This window comes from Pseudomonas sp. GW821-FHT11G12 (assembly GCF_058808055.1).
On sequence record NZ_JBXARH010000002.1, the window covers coordinates 576,031 to 592,054 of the forward strand.

Genomic DNA, 16,024 nt, shown 5'->3' on the forward strand with positions numbered 1-16,024 from the left:
GACGATGCACTTTGAGGACTACAACAATGATTATTTACGGTGTGGCGCTGCTGGCGATCTGTACGCTGGCAGGGGTGATCATGGGTGACCTGCTTGGCGTGCTGCTGGGGGTCAAATCCAACGTCGGCGGGGTCGGCATCGCCATGATCCTGTTGATCTGCGCGCGGTTGTGGATGCAGAAACGCGGCGGCATGACCAAGGACTGCGAGATGGGCGTCGGCTTCTGGGGCGCCATGTACATTCCGGTGGTGGTGGCGATGGCCGCGCAACAGAACGTCGTCACCGCCCTGCACGGCGGCCCGGTGGCGGTGCTGGCGGCAATCGGTTCGGTGGTGGTCTGTGGCTGCACGATTGCGCTGATCAGCCGTACCCACAAGGGCGAACCGTTGCCCGATGAACCGGCGGAAGTCTCCCCGGTCGGCACGCCCGTAGGAGGTCGCTGATATGTGGGATCTCATTGAAAAAGGTCTGGAGCACAACGGTCTGGTCACCGCGTTCGCCTTCGTCGGCGTGATCATGTGGGTCTCGGTGATTCTCTCCAAACGCCTGACGTTCGGGCGGATTCACGGCTCGGCGATCGCCATCGTCATCGGCCTGGTGCTGGCCTGGGTTGGCGGCACCATGACCGGCGGCCAGAAGGGGCTGGCGGATCTTTCGCTGTTCTCCGGCATTGGCTTGATGGGCGGCGCGATGCTGCGGGATTTCGCCATCGTTGCCACGGCGTTCGAGGTGCAGGCGACCGAGGCGAAGAAGGCCGGGTTGATTGGCGTGATCGCGCTGCTGCTGGGCACGATCCTGCCGTTCATTGTCGGCGCGTGCATGGCCTGGGCATTCGGTTACCGCGATGCGGTGAGCATGACCACCATCGGCGCGGGTGCGGTGACTTATATCGTCGGGCCTGTGACCGGCGCAGCGATTGGCGCGACCTCGGATGTAATGGCGTTGTCGATTGCCACCGGGTTGATCAAGGCGATTCTGGTGATGGTCGGCACGCCAGTGGCGGCGCGCTGGATGGGCCTCGACAATCCGCGCTCTGCGATGGTGTTTGGCGGGTTGGCCGGGACCGTGAGTGGCGTGACTGCCGGGTTGGCGGCGACGGATCGGCGGTTGGTGCCTTATGGGGCGTTGACGGCTACGTTTCACACCGGGCTTGGGTGCCTGCTTGGGCCATCGCTGTTGTTCTTCATCGTGCGCGGGATTGTTGGCTAGGTTCTGAAGATTGCTCCCACGCAGAGCGTGGGAGCAATCATTGGGTGGTCTGGCGATTGGCATACATCCGACACTCCGCCAGCAACGCCAGCAGATTCGGATCCCGCTCCTTGGCCTTCAGGAACACCACGCCAATGTGCTGTTGCAACCGATACTTTTCCTGCAACGGAATCAGCTTCACCCGGTTCTCGTACACCGCCGCAATCCTCCCCGGCAGCAATGCATAACCGACCCCGGAGCTGACCATGCTCAGCAGGGTGAAGATGTCATTGACCTGCATCGCCACCTTCGGCTCGAACCCCGCCTGGCGGAACACCCGAATACCGTCCTGATGGGTGGCAAAGCCTTGCGTAAGGGTGATGAAGGTTTCGTCGCGCACCTCCGCCAGATCCACTTCGCTGCGTTGGGCGAAGCGGGAATCGGCCGGGGTGGCGAGGAAGATGTCGTCGGAAAACAGTGGAATCTGCTCGCAGTCCGGGTCGTTGACGCTGTCGTCCAGCGACACCAGGATCGCATCGACTTCCATGTTTTTCAGCTTGTAGAGCAGGTCGATGTTCGAGCCGAGGATCAGATCGATGTTGAGTTCGCTGCGGCGGATCTTCAGGCCCATGATCAGCTGCGGCACGGTCTTCACCGTCAGCGAATACAGCGAGCCGAGCTTGAAGCGTTCGGCCGAGAACCCGGCGGCTTCGCGGGTCAGGCGCACGCTTTCGACCACGTCCTGAATCAGCTTCTGCGCCCGCTCTTCGAGTACATAGGCGCTCTCCAGCGGCGTCAGGTTGCGTCCTTCGTGCTTGAACAACGGGCAGCGCAGGGCGCTTTCCAGCGAATGGATCGCGCGGTGCACGCTGACATTGCTGGTCTGCAACTCGGCGGCGGCGCGGGCGAGGTTGCCGGTACGCATGAAGGCGAGGAACACCTCGAGTTTCTTCAGGGTCAATTCTTCGTCGATCAGCATGGCGCGGACTCTTCTTGGTATCGGGCGATTGTGCCCAAATATCAGGACAGGCGCAGGCCCGCGTTGAACGGAAACATTGCGCTTTTACGCTCAAGGCCCGAGCCTTGCGCGCTGCGGTAATGAAATCGAGGTGTGCGACACATGTATCACGGAGAAAAACTGAACGCCTGGACGCATCTGGTCGGGGCGATAGCGGCGTTTGTCGGGGGCGTCTGGATGCTGGTGATTGCCAGCCTCGACGGCAGCCCGTGGAAGATCGTCAGCGTGGCGATTTACGCTTTCACTTTGCTGGTGCTCTACAGCGCATCCACCGTGTACCACAGCGTGCGCGGGCGCAAGAAAGCGATCATGAAGAAGGTCGATCACTTTTCGATCTACCTGCTGATCGCCGGCAGCTACACGCCGTTCTGCCTGGTGACCCTGCGCGGGCCGTGGGGCTGGACGCTGTTCGGGATTGTCTGGGGGCTGGCGCTGATCGGCATCCTGCAAGAGATCAAGCCGCGCTCGGAGGCGCGGATCCTGTCGATCGTGATCTACGCGGTGATGGGCTGGATCGTGCTGGTGGCGGTCAAGCCGCTGATCGCGGCGCTGGGGACGGCGGGGTTTGCCTGGCTGGCATCGGGCGGCGTGTTGTACACCGTGGGGATCATCTTCTTTGCCCTTGATCACCGGTTGCGGCATGCCCACGGGATCTGGCATCTGTTTGTGATCGCCGGGAGCCTGCTGCATTTTGTGGCGATTCTGTTTTACGTCCTGTAACTGCTCCCACAGGTTTAGAAATCACCCCACAGTTGCTGCGCCACCGCCAGCGCCACAACCGGCGCGGTCTCGGTGCGCAGCACGCGCGGGCCGAGGCGGGCGGCGTGGAAGCCGTTGCCTTTGGCCTGCTCGACTTCGGCGTCGGACAAGCCGCCTTCAGGGCCGATCAGGAACGCCAGGGTCGATGGCTTGGCGTGGCTGACCAAGGGTTCGGCCACCGGGTGCAGAACCAGTTTCAGTTCGGATTCGGTCTGTTTCAACCAGTCGGCCAGCAACACCGGCGGATGAATCACCGGCACCCGCGAACGACCGCATTGCTCGCAAGCGCTGATCGCTACCTGACGCCAGTGCAGCAGGCGTTTGTCGGCGCGTTCGTCCTTGAGGCGGACTTCGCAGCGTTCGCTGAAAATCGGGGTGATTTCGTTGACGCCCAGTTCGGTGGCTTTCTGGATCGCCCAGTCCATCCGCTCGCCCCGGGACAGGCCCTGGCCGAGGTGGATTTGCAACGGCGACTCGACCTGGCCGGCGAACTGCTCGTCGATCCTGACCGTCACGCGCTTCTTGCCGACTTCCAGCAGTGCACCGCGAAACTCGTGGCCGGAACCGTCGAACATCTGCACCGCATCGCCCTCGGCCATGCGCAGCACGCGGCTGATGTAATGCGCCTGGGCTTCCGGCAGTTCGTGTTCGCCAATGCTGAGCGGGGCGTCGATAAAGAAGCGGGACAGTCTCATTTCGGGTCTCTCTGGTTAGATCGTTCCCACGCTCCGCGTGGGAATGCAGCCCGGGACGCTCTGCGTCCCAAGAGCGGACGCAGAGCGTCCGGTGAGGCATTCCCACGCAGAGCATGGGAACGAGTCGTCAACTTAAGTAATTTAGATCAGCCCGGATCGCGGAAACCGGGATGGAAATCCTTCGGCACCGACACACTGACACTGTCGCGGGTGGCGATGTCGATGCCTTCGCTGGCGACTTCGGCGAGGAAGTCGATCTGCTCCGGGGTGATCACGTACGGCGGCAGGAAATACACCACGCTGCCCAGCGGACGCAGCAACGCGCCACGCTCCAGCGCATGCTGGAACACCTTCAGGCCGCGACGTTCCTGCCACGGATAGGCTTCTTTCGTGGCCTTGTCCTTGACCATCTCGATGGCCAGCACCATGCCGGTCTGGCGGACTTCGGAAACGTTCGGGTGATCCACCAGATGCGCCGTGGCCGACGCCATGCGCTGTGACAACGCCCGGTTGTTCTCGATCACGTTGTCCTGTTCAAAGATATCCAGCGTCGCCAGCGCCGCTGCACAGGCCAGCGGGTTGCCGGTGTAGCTGTGCGAATGCAGGAAGGCGCGCAGGGTCGGGTAATCGTCGTAGAACGCGCTGTACACCTCGTCGGTGGTCAGGCACGCCGCCAATGGCAGATAACCGCCGGTCAGGGCTTTCGACAGGCACAGGAAGTCCGGGCGGATGCCGGCCTGTTCGCAGGCGAACATCGTTCCGGTACGGCCGAAACCGACAGCGATTTCATCGTGGATCAGGTGCACACCGTAACGGTCGCAGGCCTCGCGCAGCAGCTTGAGATAGACCGGGTGATACATGCGCATGCCGCCGGCGCCCTGGATCAGCGGCTCGACGATCACCGCAGCGACGCTGTCATGATTTTCCGCCAGGGTCTGTTCCATGGCCGCGAACATGTTGCGCGAATGCTCTTCCCAGCTCATGCCTTGGGGGCGCAGGTAGCAATCGGGGCTCGGCACCTTGATGGTGTCCATCAGCAGCGCTTTGTAGGTTTCGGTGAACAGCGGCACGTCGCCGACCGCCATCGCCGCCATGGTTTCGCCGTGGTAGCTGTTGGTCAGGGTGACGAAGCGCTTCTTGTTCGACTGGCCGCGGTTGAGCCAGTAGTGAAAGCTCATTTTCAGCGCGACTTCGATGCAGGACGAACCGTTATCGGCGTAGAACACCCGGTTCAGGCCCTCTGGCGTCATTTTCACCAGACGCTCGGACAGCTCGATCACCGGCTGATGGCTGAAACCGGCCAGAATCACGTGTTCCAGTTGATCGACCTGATCCTTGATGCGCTGGTTGATGCGCGGGTTGGCGTGACCGAACACGTTGACCCACCAGGAACTGACGGCATCCAGATAACGCTTGCCTTCGAAATCTTCCAGCCAGACGCCTTCACCGCGCTTGATCGGGATCAGCGGCAGCTGTTCGTGGTCTTTCATCTGGGTGCAGGGATGCCACAACACCGCGAGATCGCGTTGCATCCACTGGTTGTTCAGGCCCATGTTCAGTCTCCTCGAGGCGGCTCGCGTCAGGCGCGGGCAAACAATCGCGCAAGCCTATGCAATGCGTCGCGTCGGGACAACCCATTGTGTCGATTGAGCTACTTTGTATGGGCCGATAGACGTTGCTGGCGGCGTTTTGATGGCTGACGTATTCTTCGCGGTTCTTTGGGTCGTCTGACCCGCAAAACTGCTTTTTCCTACGTGTTTTTCCGGAGTTCGCTGAATGTCTGTCGGTTGGCTGCGCGCCTGTGCGCTTGTGGTGTTGGGGCTGTTTAGCGTTACGGCGCTGGCCAAGGATAAAACCGCGATCGTGATCGGCGGCGGCCTGTCGGGCCTGACTGCGGCTTACGAACTGCAGAACAAGGGCTGGCAGGTGACGCTGCTGGAAGCCAAGCCGAGCCTGGGCGGTCGCTCGGGCATGGCCACCAGCGAGTGGATCGGCAACGACAAGGCTCAGCCGGTGCTGAACAAATACGTGTCGACCTTCAAGCTGAGCACCACGCCGGCCCCTGAATTCGTGCGGACCCCGGGTTACCTGATCGACGGCGAGTATTTCTCCGCCGCCGACCTGGCCACCAAGCAACCGGCCACCGCCCAGGCGCTGAAGGCCTACGAGAAGACCCGCGACGATCTGGCGCGTTCGATTGACGATCCGCAGAACCCGGCCGCGACCAACACCCTGCACGCCCTGGACCAGATCAACGTGTCGAGCTGGCTCGACAAGCAGAACCTGCCAGCCACCGCGCGTCAGCTGATCAACCAGGATATCCGCACCCACTACGACGAACCTTCGCGCCTGTCGCTGCTGTATTTCGCGCAGCAGAGCCGGGTTTATCGCGGCGTATCCGACCGTGACCTGCGCGCTTCGCGTCTGGTCGGCGGCAGCCCGGTGCTGGCCCAGGCCTTCGTCAAGCAGCTGAAAACCATCAAGACCGATTCGCCGGTGTCCGCCATCACCCAGGACAAGGACGGCGTGACCGTCAAGGTCGGCAGCGTTGGCTATTCGGCGGATTACGTCGTATTGGCCGTGCCACTGCGCGCGCTTAACAAGATCCAGCTGACCCCGGCGCTGGACGCCCAGCATCTGGCCGCGATCAAAGGCACCAACTACGGCTGGCGCGACCAGATCATGCTGAAGTTCAAGACGCCAGTGTGGGAAAGCAAGGCGCGGATGTCCGGCGAGATCTACAGCAACACCGGTCTGGGCATGTTGTGGATCGAGCCGGCCCTGAAGGGCGGCGCGAACGTGGTGATCAACCTGTCCGGCGACAACGCCCGTGTGATGCAGGCCTTCGGCGACAAGCAGATGGTCGATCAGGTACTGATTCGTCTGCACACCTTTTATCCACAAGCCCGTGGCTCGTTCACCGGTTATGAAATCCGTCGCTACAGCACCGACCCGTCGACTGGCGGTTCTTACCTGGCCTTCGGTCCTGGCCAGATCAGCAAATTCTGGCGCCTGTGGGAACGTCCGCTGCAACGCGTAGCGTTTGCCGGCGAACACACCGACACCTTGTACCCGGGCACCCTGGAAGGCGCACTGCGCACCGGTCAGCGTGCGGCCAGTCAGGTTGAAGACCTGGCGGCGGGCAAATCCTTCGAACCGATCAAGGTCGGCCCGGCAGCGGCCACCGCAGCAGCGGCGGCAGGCGCAGCGGGTGCGGCCACGGCGGCGAAGAAAGGCAACTTCTTCACCAACCTGTTCGGCGGTTCGGACGACGACAAGAAACCGGAGCCAGTAAAAGCGCCAGAGCCGGCACCTGCTCCAGCCGCTCCAGCGCCTGCACCGACCCCGGCTCCTGCACCAGCTCCGGTGGAAGCACCGAAGCCAGCAGCCCCGGCGAAAGCCGAGCCAGCCAAGAAAGCGGCAGCCAAGCCAGCAGCGAAAAAACCTGCGACGAAAACCGAGGCGAAAAAGGCCCCGGCCAAACCTGCAGCGAAAAAGGCTGAGCCGGCGAAGAAGCCAGCCGCCAAACCGGCTCCGGCGGCAGCGACCGATACCAAGGCGCAGTAACCGTCAGGCATAAAAAAACGCGGCTCAAGGGCCGCGTTTTTTATATCTGAATCTTGGGCAGGTTTTTTACAGAGCATCACAGTCCTACATGCATCGGCGATGTATCGGATGCTTCCCACAGAAATACAGGAAAGAAGCGATTGAGGGCGCCTCAGCTTGATTCTATGTTCTTCAATAAATTTGGAGGGCGATATGCAAGCAGTAGTTCTGATTGTTATGTTGGTCGCACTGTCCGGCTGTGTGGATGGTCGATTGGTACTTAAAGGTCATGATTCCGAGTTGGCCCATAAGTGTCGGATAGATCCCTATAAGCCTGATTGTCTCGATCCGCCGCCGTTGTTCAAAAGTTCTTGAAGTCGGGAATTTGGCTGTGATTAGAGACACCTCTCAGGAAAACGTCCACTCATAAACTTCTATCCCGTTCGGCAGTTTTTTCAGCCACCTTGGTTTTGGCTTCTGGATACGGCCGGGGATGAAGCCAAAGCGCGCCCAGCGCAGGCTTCCTGTGCGCTGGTCGTATATCACCAGATTCCCATCGTTCTGTATCACCAGACAGGTGTTGTACCAAAGTGATTTGTCAGTGCTGTGGGTACTTTCAGCAATCCATATTCGCTTTCTGGAAGCGTCATAAAGGAAACCGTTATTACTGATTACAAACTGTAGGGGCTGATGCATTCTTTTCTGATGCAAGGTCAAACTGTGGGGTTGATGTGCATCTGCAATCCAGACTACAGCCTCTCCATCCTGAATTATCAAATTTCCATCTGCCTGCAATATCAGTCGGAATCGCCCGTTCTCGGATATCAGGAATTGCCCCGCTGACATCGTTTGGTTCGGCGGCAATACTGATGAGCCACTTGCTTGGAATGGGGTGTAACGAATAGCCATGTGTTTCACCTTTAATGTGAGATGTTGAGCACTCATTCAATCAAGTTGAAATACACAATTGGCTATACATATTGCTTGGCTGAAACATTTTTTTCCTTGTAATCGATCCCTCAAGGAGAGCGTCTTCCTGCTGAAGAAACCCCCTATGCTCCTGACGGGATTTGCGCAACCTGCGCCTGACATCACGACACAAAATCGTCTTTAATCCTTCCTTAACCCACGACTTTCAGACTCTTGATCGTATTTCTCGATATTTCAAAGCGAAATTTTCCGCTTTAAATCGATAGATAACTCGCTAGTCTTGGTTCGCAGTTCTCACAGGATTTGGGCAATGCAGCTACGTAACTCTTCTTCGCGCTACGGTTGGGTCAGCATCTTCATGCACTGGGGTGTGGCGCTGGCGGTCTTCGGGCTGTTTGCGCTCGGTCTGTGGATGGTGGGGCTGGATTACTACAGTACCTGGCGCAAAGACGCGCCGGATCTGCACAAGAGCATCGGTCTGGTGCTGCTGGCTGTGATGGTGTTGCGGGTGCTGTGGCGTTTTGTCAGCCCTCCGCCGCCAACGCTGCAGAGCTACAGCCGCATGACCCGCATCGGCGCCAAGTTCGGCCATGGGTTCCTCTACCTTGCGCTGTTCGCCGTGATGCTTGCCGGTTACCTGATTTCCACCGCAGACGGTGTCGGGATCCCGGTGTTTGGCCTGTTTGAAGTTCCTGCACTGGTTTCCGGACTACCGGACCAGGCAGATACCGCTGGGGTGATTCATCTGTACCTGGCGTGGGCGCTGGTAATTTTTTCCGGCCTTCATGCGTTGGCAGCGTTGAAGCACCACTTTATCGATCGTGATGCGACCCTTACCCGAATGCTCGGTCGCAAAGCCTGACGTTCAACCTCGACTCAAAGGAAAAGAAAGCATGTTGAAAAAGACTCTGGCCGCTCTGGCAATCGGTTCTGCCGTGCTGTCCGCCAACGTAATGGCCGCTGACTACACCGTCGACAAAGAAGGCCAGCACGCCTTCGTCGACTTCAAGATCAGCCACCTGGGCTACAGCTTCATCACCGGTACCTTCAAGGACATCAGCGGCAAGTTCAGCTTCGATGCTGCCAAGCCTGAAGACAGCAAGATCGAGTTCGACGTGAAGACCGCCAGCGTGTTCACCAACCACGCCGAGCGCGACAAGCACATCGCCAGCAAAGACTTCCTGGACGTGGGCAAATTCGCTGACGCCAAGTTCGTCTCCACCAGCGTCAAATCCACCGGCAAGAACGCCGCAGGCAAAGACACTGCTGACGTGACCGGCGACCTGACCCTGCACGGCGTGACCAAGCCGATCGTGGTCAAGGCCACGTTCCTGGGTGAAGGCAAGGATCCATGGGGCGGCTACCGTGCCGGCTTCGAAGGTACCACCAGCATCAAGCGCTCTGATTTCGGCAAGATGATGGATCTGGGTCCACAGTCCGACAACGTCGACCTGTACATCTCGTTCGAAGGTGTCAAAGCGAAGTAATTTTCGCCAGACATACAAAAACGCCCCCGGTCTTGCGACCGGGGGCGTTTTTTATTGCCTTGTTGAAACTCAGCGATTGCGAGTCAGCAAGGCCGGTTTTTCACCGCGTGGACGGCTTGGCAGTTGATCGAGCTGTTCCGGAGTCGGGAAGCGGTCGGCTTTCGATTCCTTGTGCATGATCTTCGGGCCGCTGCTGCGCGGGTTCTGCACGGCCGGCTCGGCACGTTGCTGATCGTCACGGGCCGGGCGGCGGTTGCGCGGGTTTTCGTCGCGACGACCCTGGCCGTCACGCGGCGCACCGTTACGTGGGCCGCTGCGTTTGGCCGGTGGGGTGCCGGTGCTCGAACCGTTGCTGTTGCGCGGACCGTTCTGGCGACCTTGTGGCTGGCCACCGGTGCGCGGCGCGCCCGAACCTGCGCCTTGCGCCGGAGCGCCTGGACGACGACCACGGCCGCCGGCCGGAGCCTGCTTCGGCACGTAGTCAACGCGGTTACCGAAGTTATCCACATCGTCGTCGAGGAATTCGTCCGGAGCACGGTCAGCAGCGGCGCGTGGCGGTTGGCTCGGTTGACGCTGTTCGCGGGCCGGGGTGCCTTCGCGCGGCTTCTGTTGACGGGCTGGACGCTCGCCACGCTCACCGCGTTCGCCGGCCGGTTTTTCCTTGCCCTTGTCTTTGCCTTTGTCTTTACGACCGCCACCACCACCGCCGCCATTCGGGCCGTCGCCGCGTGGGCCACGGGCATTGCGCGGGTTGCGCATGTCCGGACGCTCGCGCACTTCAGGCTTCTCGGCCTCGATGGTGCTGGCATCGAAGCCCATCAGGTCGCCGTCGGCGATTTTCTGCTTGGTCATGCGTTCGATGCTTTTCAGCAGTTTTTCTTCGTCCGGCGCAACCAGCGAGATCGCCTCGCCCGAACGACCGGCACGGCCGGTACGGCCGATGCGGTGCACGTAGTCTTCATCGACGTTCGGCAGTTCGAAGTTGACCACGTGCGGCAACTGGTCGATGTCCAGGCCACGGGCGGCGATATCGGTCGCTACCAGGATGCGCACTTCGCCGGCCTTGAAGTCGGCCAGGGCTTTGGTGCGGGCGTTCTGGCTCTTGTTACCGTGGATCGCCACAGCCGGCAGGCCGTGTTTGTCCAGGTACTCGGCCAGACGGTTGGCGCCGTGCTTGGTGCGGGTGAACACCAGTACCTGTTCCCAGGCGCCAGCAGTGATCAGGTGAGCCAGCAGCGCACGCTTGTGGCTGGCTGGCAGACGGAATACGCGTTGTTCGATGCGCTCGACCGTGGTGTTCGGCGGCGTCACTTCGATACGTTCCGGGTTGTGCAGCAGCTTGCCGGCGAGATCAGTGATGTCTTTGGAGAAGGTCGCCGAGAACAGCAGGTTCTGGCGCTTGGCCGGCAGACGCGCGAGGACTTTCTTCACGTCATGGACGAAGCCCATGTCGAGCATGCGGTCGGCTTCGTCCAGCACGAGGATTTCAACGTGGGACAGATCGACGCTGCCCTGGCCGCACAGATCGAGCAGACGACCCGGGCAGGCAACCAGTACGTCCACACCACGGGACATGGCCTGAACCTGCGGGTTCATGCCGACGCCGCCGAAGATGCAGGCGCTGACGAATTTCAGGTCACGGGCATAGATCTTGAAGCTGTCGTGAACCTGGGCCGCAAGTTCGCGGGTCGGGGTCAGCACCAGGACGCGCGGTTGGCGCGGGCCGTGACGCTGGGATTTGTCCGGGTGACCGTTAGGGAACAGCCGCTCCAGGATCGGAAGGGCGAAGCCGCCGGTTTTACCGGTACCTGTCTGTGCCGCAACCATCAGGTCGCGACCTTGCAACACGGCGGGAATGGCCCGCTGTTGCACCGGAGTAGGCTCGGTATAGCCCGCGTCTTCGATAGCGCGGACCAAAGCCTCGGAGAGACCGAGGGAAGCAAAGGACATGAGTAATCCTGTTTTAGTTAGGGCTTGGCCCAATGGGAGTCTTGCCTGGCGCGAATGGCGTTTAAGAGGACGCAATCCCGTCCGGTCCTGCTGCGGTTCCGAAGGCACGTCCGGAGCGCTCGCGCGGGCTGAAAAGCTGCGCTGTAGCGGGTCGGGAGGCCTGTTACGGTTCCGGGCGTCCGGGCGTGAGCCTGGCGGGAACGCCGGAGTATAACAGAGCAATCACTGCGCGCCGCTTTCCTGCTGCTCAACGGTTTTGCCGCTGGCGGTGGCGCTGCCCAGTGGCGCGGTCATGGTCGGAGTCGCGCCGTAGCGTGCGCTGAGCTCGGCATAGGCCGGCTCACGCTTGAAACGCTTGAGCTCGGCGCCGAAACGCTGCACCAGCAAATCCATCCCTGCGTTGCGCCGAACGGCCAGAAACTGGCTCTGACGGCTAATGACGGTGGGGTTCTCGGTGATCTGGTTGCGGATATTCAGTTCATCGAGCAAGTGCTGGCCCACGCGTCGGTCGGTGATCAGCAGGTCGATCCGCCCGCGCACCAGTTTGCCGAAGTTGGCTTCGTGGGTCGGGGCCGGTTCCCGGGTGAACAGGGTCGACTCGCTGAAGTCCGGGCTGTACAGATAACCCGGCGAGGTGCCGATGGTCAGGCCCTTGAGGTCTTCAAGGCTGCGAAAGGGATGCGGTCGTTCGTTGGCGTAGAACATCACGAATTCGACATCCGACAGCGGTTCGCTCGGGTAGAGCAGGGTGGCGTCGCGTTCGGCGCTGTGAAAAATGTCCAGTGCGCCGTCGGCCTGGCCGGTTTCGAGCATCGACAGGCAGCGTTTCCACGGCAGGAACTGCCATTCGACTTCGATGCCCAGGCGTTTGAACACGATGGCGGTGGTTTCGTAGTCCAGCCCGAGGTTCTTGCCGTTCTCTTCGTAAACGTACGGTGCCCACGGTTCGGTGACGATACGCAGCTTCTCGCCCCGAGCCGCAAAGCTCAGGCAAGCAAAAACCAGCACGGCGAATAACTGCGTGATCAAAGGCATGACTTGAGATTACGACGAGAAACGCCAAAGAGCCAGAAACTGGCAGCAGAAGCTCTGTTTCGGGCCTTAAAAGCAAAAGATCGCAGTTGCGACAGCCCTGTAAAAGCTGTCGAAAGTTGCGATCTTTTGTTGTGGCAAGAAGCGTTCAGCTTGCGGCGTACAGCGGTCTCAGCGTGGCAATTTCAGGTTGTTCCAGATCGCCAGGCTAGGTTCGGCCTGGTTCATGGAATAGAAGTGCAGACCAGGTGCGCCGCCCTGCAGCAGGCGTTCGCACATTTCGGTGACGACCTGTTCGCCGAAGCGCTGAATGCTTTGGCTGTCATCGCCGTAGGCTTCCAGTTGCTTGCGGATCCAGCGCGGGATTTCCGCACCGCAGGCATCGGAGAAACGCGCGAGTTTGCTGTAGTTGGTGATCGGCATGATCCCTGGCACGACCGGAATGTCCACGCCCAGCGCCTGCAAACGGTCGACAAAGTAGAAGTAGCTGTCGGCGTTGAAGAAGTACTGGGTGATCGCGCTGTCGGCGCCGGCACGGGCCTTGCGCACGAAGTTGGCGAGATCGTCTTCGTAGTTGCGCGCTTGCGGATGCATCTCCGGGTAGGCGGCGACTTCGATGTGGAAATGATTGCCGGTTTCTTCACGAATGAACTCAACCAGTTCATTGGCGTGACGCAACTCGCCGCTGGTCATGCCCATGCCGGACGGCAGGTCACCACGCAGGGCGACGATGCGCTTGATGCCGGCAGCCTTGTACTCGTTCAGCAGGCCGCGCAGGTCGTCCTTGCTGTCGCCGACGCACGACAGGTGCGGGGCGGCGGGGATTTTGACTTCGCTTTCCAGCTGCAACACGGTGTTCAGCGTGCGGTCACGGGTCGAACCGCCCGCGCCGTAGGTGCAGGAAAAGAAGTCAGGGTTGTAGGTGGCCAGCTGACGGGCAGTGGCGAGCAGTTTTTCATGCCCAGCATCGGTCTTGGTCGGGAAGAACTCGAAGCTGTAGCGACGGTCTTGGGACATGGAGGGGACCTCCAGCTACAAGCTGCAAGCTTCAAGCTGCAAGAGCAGCGGAGGTGCGCTGGTCTCTTGTGCCTGAAGCTTGCGGCCTGACACTGTTTTGACAAATAGGGGCAGAGCTTTCGGGCTTCGCGCGGCAAGCTCGGCTTGTGGCCTTGCTTGCCGCTTGAAGCTTGAAGCTCGCAGCTGCTCTTACTTAGTAGCGGTAAGCGTGCGGCTTGAACGGGCCTTCGACGGTCACGCCGATGTAGTCAGCCTGTTGCTTGGTCAGTTGGGTGACCACGCCGCCGAAGCCGCGAACCATTTCCAGGGCCACTTCTTCGTCGAGTTTCTTCGGCAGTACTTCAACGGTCAGGCGCTCGGCTTTCTGGGCTGGCGACAGGTCGGCGTACTTCTGGCCGAACAGGAAGATCTGGGCCAGAACCTGGTTGGCGAACGAACCGTCCATGATGCGGCTCGGGTGACCGGTGGCGTTGCCCAGGTTCACCAGACGGCCTTCGGCCAGCAGGATCAGGTAGTCGTCGTTCTGAGCGTCGAAAGCGCCCGGGCCGGTACGGTGAATCTTGTGTACCTGTGGCTTCACTTCTTCCCATGCCCAGTTCTTGCGCATGAAAGCGGTGTCGATTTCGTTGTCGAAGTGACCGATGTTGCAGACAACGGCGCGCTTCTTCAGGGCTTTGAGCATGTTTGCGTCGCAAACGTTGACGTTACCGGTGGTGGTCACGATCAGGTCGATCTTGCCCAGCAGCGCTTTGTCGATGCTGGCTTCGGTGCCGTCGTTGATACCGTCGATGAACGGCGAAACCAGTTCGAAACCGTCCATGCAGGCTTGCATGGCGCAGATCGGGTCGACTTCGGATACTTTGACGATCATGCCTTCCTGACGCAGGGACTGGGCCGAGCCCTTGCCCACGTCACCGTAGCCGATGACCAGCGCTTGCTTGCCGGACAGCAGGTGGTCAGTACCACGCTTGATGGCGTCGTTCAGGCTGTGACGGCAGCCGTACTTGTTGTCGTTCTTGGACTTGGTCACCGAGTCGTTGACGTTGATGGCCGGGATGCGCAGTTCGCCCTTGGCCAGCATGTCCAGCAGACGGTGTACGCCGGTGGTGGTTTCTTCGGTCACGCCGTGAACGCGATCCAGAACCTGTGGGTACTTGTCGTGCAGCAGCTGAGTCAGGTCGCCGCCGTCGTCGAGGATCATGTTGGCGTCCCATGGCTGGCCATCTTTCAGGATGGTCTGCTCCAGGCACCACTCGTACTCTTCTTCGGTTTCACCTTTCCAGGCGAAAACTGGGATGCCGGCAGCGGCGATGGAAGCAGCGGCCTGATCCTGAGTCGAGAAGATGTTGCAGGACGACCAGCGAACTTCGGCACCCAGGGCAACCAGGGTTTCGATCAGCACGGCGGTCTGAATGGTCATGTGGATGCAACCGAGGATTTTTGCGCCTTTCAGCGGCTGCTCGGAAGCGTACTTGCGGCGCAGACCCATCAGGGCCGGCATTTCCGACTCGGCGATGATGGTTTCGCGACGGCCCCAGGCAGCCAGGGACATGTCGGCAACTTTGTAATCGTTAAAATCTGCAGGCGTGATAACAGCGCTCATGAAGAGCCTCCATTCGTAATGTATGCGAATGGGCGCCGTTGTGCGTTTAGTGTCCGGCCTGAGCCAGTCAACGCCCCATCCGAGCCTGACAGGTTGAACCTGCTGCAGCGCCCCTCGGACAGGTGGCGGGAAAACGGTATCAAGTGAACGTTACCGTTTTGAAACGGGGGCGATTATAGCCGTCTAGACTGATCTTCCAAAGGGTTTCTGTCGGCCAAATGAAGATCGCCAATCGCGACCATAGTAGAAGCCTCATGGAGCATGACCGATCAGTCTGCCAAGATGGCGCCCATCTTTCGGCAAACGCTCAGGAGTGAACATGAATTTCCACACCCGCAAATGGGTAAAACCCGAAGACCTCAACCCCAACGGCACCCTGTTCGGCGGCAGCCTGCTGCGCTGGATCGACGAAGAAGCCGCGATCTACGCCATCGTTCAACTGGGCAACCAGCGTGTGGTGACCAAGTACATTTCCGAGATCAACTTCGTCAGCGCCTCGCGCCAGGGCGACATCATCGAGCTGGGCATCACCGCCACCGAGTTCGGCCGCACCTCGATCACCCTGACCTGTGAAGTGCGCAACAAGATCACCCGCAAGAGCATCCTGACGGTCGAGAAGATGGTCTTCGTCAACCTCGGTGAAGACGGCCTGCCGGCACCGCACGGGCGGACCGAAATCAAATACGTCAAAGACCAGTTCAAGGATGAAACGCCCGTTACCGAGTAATCGGCGCGTTCTGTAGAACGGAAGCCGAATGGCGCGTGTCGTAGTTTTATGACCCCGCCACCGGTTTCCCGC

General features: G+C 60.3%; 15 protein-coding genes and 1 riboswitch. Of the genes, 7 read left to right on the forward strand and 8 right to left on the reverse strand.

What is annotated here, in order from left to right; translation table 11 throughout:
- The first annotated feature begins 26 nt into the window (after nucleotides 1-26).
- Together madL and madM are read left to right on the forward strand one after the other, a co-directional pair.
- Nucleotides 27-443, forward strand: a complete 417-nt coding sequence (gene madL / locus AC1RR7_RS10425; RefSeq protein ID WP_085709094.1) for a malonate transporter subunit MadL — start codon at nucleotides 27-29, stop codon at nucleotides 441-443.
- A 1-nt stretch (nucleotide 444) separates the two neighbouring features.
- A complete protein-coding gene (gene madM / locus AC1RR7_RS10430) occupies nucleotides 445-1,209 on the forward strand; it encodes a malonate transporter subunit MadM (protein WP_096817644.1) in 765 nt (254 codons plus the stop codon).
- 37 nt (nucleotides 1,210-1,246) lie between these two features.
- On the opposite strand, the gene AC1RR7_RS10435 is transcribed toward madM, so the two are convergent.
- Entirely contained in the window at nucleotides 1,247-2,167 is a 921-nt protein-coding gene (locus AC1RR7_RS10435) for a LysR family transcriptional regulator (protein ID WP_096817646.1), read from the reverse strand.
- 141 nt (nucleotides 2,168-2,308) lie between these two features.
- Between AC1RR7_RS10435 and trhA the strand changes: the two genes are divergently transcribed.
- Nucleotides 2,309-2,926, forward strand: a complete 618-nt coding sequence (gene trhA / locus AC1RR7_RS10440; protein WP_007953311.1) for a PAQR family membrane homeostasis protein TrhA — start codon at nucleotides 2,309-2,311, stop codon at nucleotides 2,924-2,926.
- 14 nt (nucleotides 2,927-2,940) lie between these two features.
- Here the strand turns inward: trhA and AC1RR7_RS10445 are convergent, their stop codons facing one another.
- A complete protein-coding gene (locus AC1RR7_RS10445) occupies nucleotides 2,941-3,660 on the reverse strand; it encodes a 16S rRNA (uracil(1498)-N(3))-methyltransferase (protein WP_493157320.1) in 720 nt (239 codons plus the stop codon).
- Nucleotides 3,661-3,806: 146 nt separating this feature from the next.
- A complete protein-coding gene (locus AC1RR7_RS10450; protein WP_493065701.1) occupies nucleotides 3,807-5,213 on the reverse strand; it encodes an adenosylmethionine--8-amino-7-oxononanoate transaminase in 1,407 nt (468 codons plus the stop codon).
- Nucleotides 5,214-5,436: 223 nt separating this feature from the next.
- On the opposite strand from AC1RR7_RS10450, the gene AC1RR7_RS10455 reads away from it, so the two are divergent.
- A complete protein-coding gene (locus AC1RR7_RS10455) occupies nucleotides 5,437-7,227 on the forward strand; it encodes a flavin monoamine oxidase family protein (protein ID WP_493157322.1) in 1,791 nt (596 codons plus the stop codon).
- A 387-nt stretch (nucleotides 7,228-7,614) separates the two neighbouring features.
- On the opposite strand, the gene llpB is transcribed toward AC1RR7_RS10455, so the two are convergent.
- A complete protein-coding gene (gene llpB, locus AC1RR7_RS10460) occupies nucleotides 7,615-8,115 on the reverse strand; it encodes a lectin-like bacteriocin LlpB (protein ID WP_493157324.1) in 501 nt (166 codons plus the stop codon).
- Nucleotides 8,116-8,446: 331 nt separating this feature from the next.
- On the opposite strand from llpB, the gene AC1RR7_RS10465 reads away from it, so the two are divergent.
- Both AC1RR7_RS10465 and AC1RR7_RS10470 read left to right on the forward strand, forming a co-directional pair.
- On the forward strand, nucleotides 8,447-8,998 hold the full coding sequence (locus AC1RR7_RS10465) for a cytochrome b (RefSeq protein ID WP_096817655.1): 552 nt from the start codon (nucleotides 8,447-8,449) through the stop codon (nucleotides 8,996-8,998).
- Nucleotides 8,999-9,029: 31 nt separating this feature from the next.
- Nucleotides 9,030-9,623, forward strand: a complete 594-nt coding sequence (locus AC1RR7_RS10470) for a YceI family protein (protein ID WP_096817658.1) — start codon at nucleotides 9,030-9,032, stop codon at nucleotides 9,621-9,623.
- 69 nt (nucleotides 9,624-9,692) lie between these two features.
- On the opposite strand, the gene rhlE2 is transcribed toward AC1RR7_RS10470, so the two are convergent.
- The 4 genes from rhlE2 to ahcY all read right to left on the reverse strand — a co-directional run bounded on the left by rhlE2 (nucleotide 9,693) and on the right by ahcY (nucleotide 15,225).
- Nucleotides 9,693-11,573, reverse strand: coding sequence for an RNA helicase RhlE2 (rhlE2, locus tag AC1RR7_RS10475; RefSeq protein WP_096817662.1), 1,881 nt, complete (start codon nucleotides 11,571-11,573; stop codon nucleotides 9,693-9,695).
- 222 nt (nucleotides 11,574-11,795) lie between these two features.
- Nucleotides 11,796-12,608, reverse strand: coding sequence for a substrate-binding periplasmic protein (locus tag AC1RR7_RS10480; RefSeq protein WP_493157326.1), 813 nt, complete (start codon nucleotides 12,606-12,608; stop codon nucleotides 11,796-11,798).
- Between the two features lie 168 nt (nucleotides 12,609-12,776).
- Complete coding sequence (gene metF / locus AC1RR7_RS10485; RefSeq protein ID WP_007959683.1) at nucleotides 12,777-13,622, reverse strand: methylenetetrahydrofolate reductase [NAD(P)H]; 846 nt, start codon at nucleotides 13,620-13,622, stop codon at nucleotides 12,777-12,779.
- A 193-nt stretch (nucleotides 13,623-13,815) separates the two neighbouring features.
- Nucleotides 13,816-15,225 (reverse strand): adenosylhomocysteinase, encoded by a 1,410-nt coding sequence (ahcY, locus tag AC1RR7_RS10490; RefSeq protein WP_127800358.1) that lies wholly within the window; start codon nucleotides 15,223-15,225, stop codon nucleotides 13,816-13,818.
- Between the two features lie 23 nt (nucleotides 15,226-15,248).
- Nucleotides 15,249-15,347: riboswitch (S-adenosyl-L-homocysteine riboswitch) on the reverse strand.
- Between the two features lie 197 nt (nucleotides 15,348-15,544).
- On the opposite strand from ahcY, the gene AC1RR7_RS10495 reads away from it, so the two are divergent.
- Complete coding sequence (locus AC1RR7_RS10495; protein WP_007959686.1) at nucleotides 15,545-15,952, forward strand: acyl-CoA thioesterase; 408 nt, start codon at nucleotides 15,545-15,547, stop codon at nucleotides 15,950-15,952.
- Nucleotides 15,953-16,024 lie beyond the last annotated feature (72 nt).

What these genes read in the sequence shown, in the direction of transcription:
- madL (WP_085709094.1), top strand. Translation starts at nt 27, where the DNA reads ATGATTATTTACGGTGTGGCGCTGCTGGCGATCTGTACGCTGGCAGGG.
- madM (WP_096817644.1), top strand. Translation starts at nt 445, where the DNA reads ATGTGGGATCTCATTGAAAAAGGTCTGGAGCACAACGGTCTGGTCACC.
- AC1RR7_RS10435 (WP_096817646.1), bottom strand. Translation starts at nt 2,167, where the DNA reads ATGCTGATCGACGAAGAATTGACCCTGAAGAAACTCGAGGTGTTCCTC.
- trhA (WP_007953311.1), top strand. Translation starts at nt 2,309, where the DNA reads ATGTATCACGGAGAAAAACTGAACGCCTGGACGCATCTGGTCGGGGCG.
- AC1RR7_RS10445 (WP_493157320.1), bottom strand. Translation starts at nt 3,660, where the DNA reads ATGAGACTGTCCCGCTTCTTTATCGACGCCCCGCTCAGCATTGGCGAA.
- AC1RR7_RS10450 (WP_493065701.1), bottom strand. Translation starts at nt 5,213, where the DNA reads ATGGGCCTGAACAACCAGTGGATGCAACGCGATCTCGCGGTGTTGTGG.
- AC1RR7_RS10455 (WP_493157322.1), top strand. Translation starts at nt 5,437, where the DNA reads ATGTCTGTCGGTTGGCTGCGCGCCTGTGCGCTTGTGGTGTTGGGGCTG.
- llpB (WP_493157324.1), bottom strand. Translation starts at nt 8,115, where the DNA reads ATGGCTATTCGTTACACCCCATTCCAAGCAAGTGGCTCATCAGTATTG.
- AC1RR7_RS10465 (WP_096817655.1), top strand. Translation starts at nt 8,447, where the DNA reads ATGCAGCTACGTAACTCTTCTTCGCGCTACGGTTGGGTCAGCATCTTC.
- AC1RR7_RS10470 (WP_096817658.1), top strand. Translation starts at nt 9,030, where the DNA reads ATGTTGAAAAAGACTCTGGCCGCTCTGGCAATCGGTTCTGCCGTGCTG.
- rhlE2 (WP_096817662.1), bottom strand. Translation starts at nt 11,573, where the DNA reads ATGTCCTTTGCTTCCCTCGGTCTCTCCGAGGCTTTGGTCCGCGCTATC.
- AC1RR7_RS10480 (WP_493157326.1), bottom strand. Translation starts at nt 12,608, where the DNA reads ATGCCTTTGATCACGCAGTTATTCGCCGTGCTGGTTTTTGCTTGCCTG.
- metF (WP_007959683.1), bottom strand. Translation starts at nt 13,622, where the DNA reads ATGTCCCAAGACCGTCGCTACAGCTTCGAGTTCTTCCCGACCAAGACC.
- ahcY (WP_127800358.1), bottom strand. Translation starts at nt 15,225, where the DNA reads ATGAGCGCTGTTATCACGCCTGCAGATTTTAACGATTACAAAGTTGCC.
- AC1RR7_RS10495 (WP_007959686.1), top strand. Translation starts at nt 15,545, where the DNA reads ATGAATTTCCACACCCGCAAATGGGTAAAACCCGAAGACCTCAACCCC.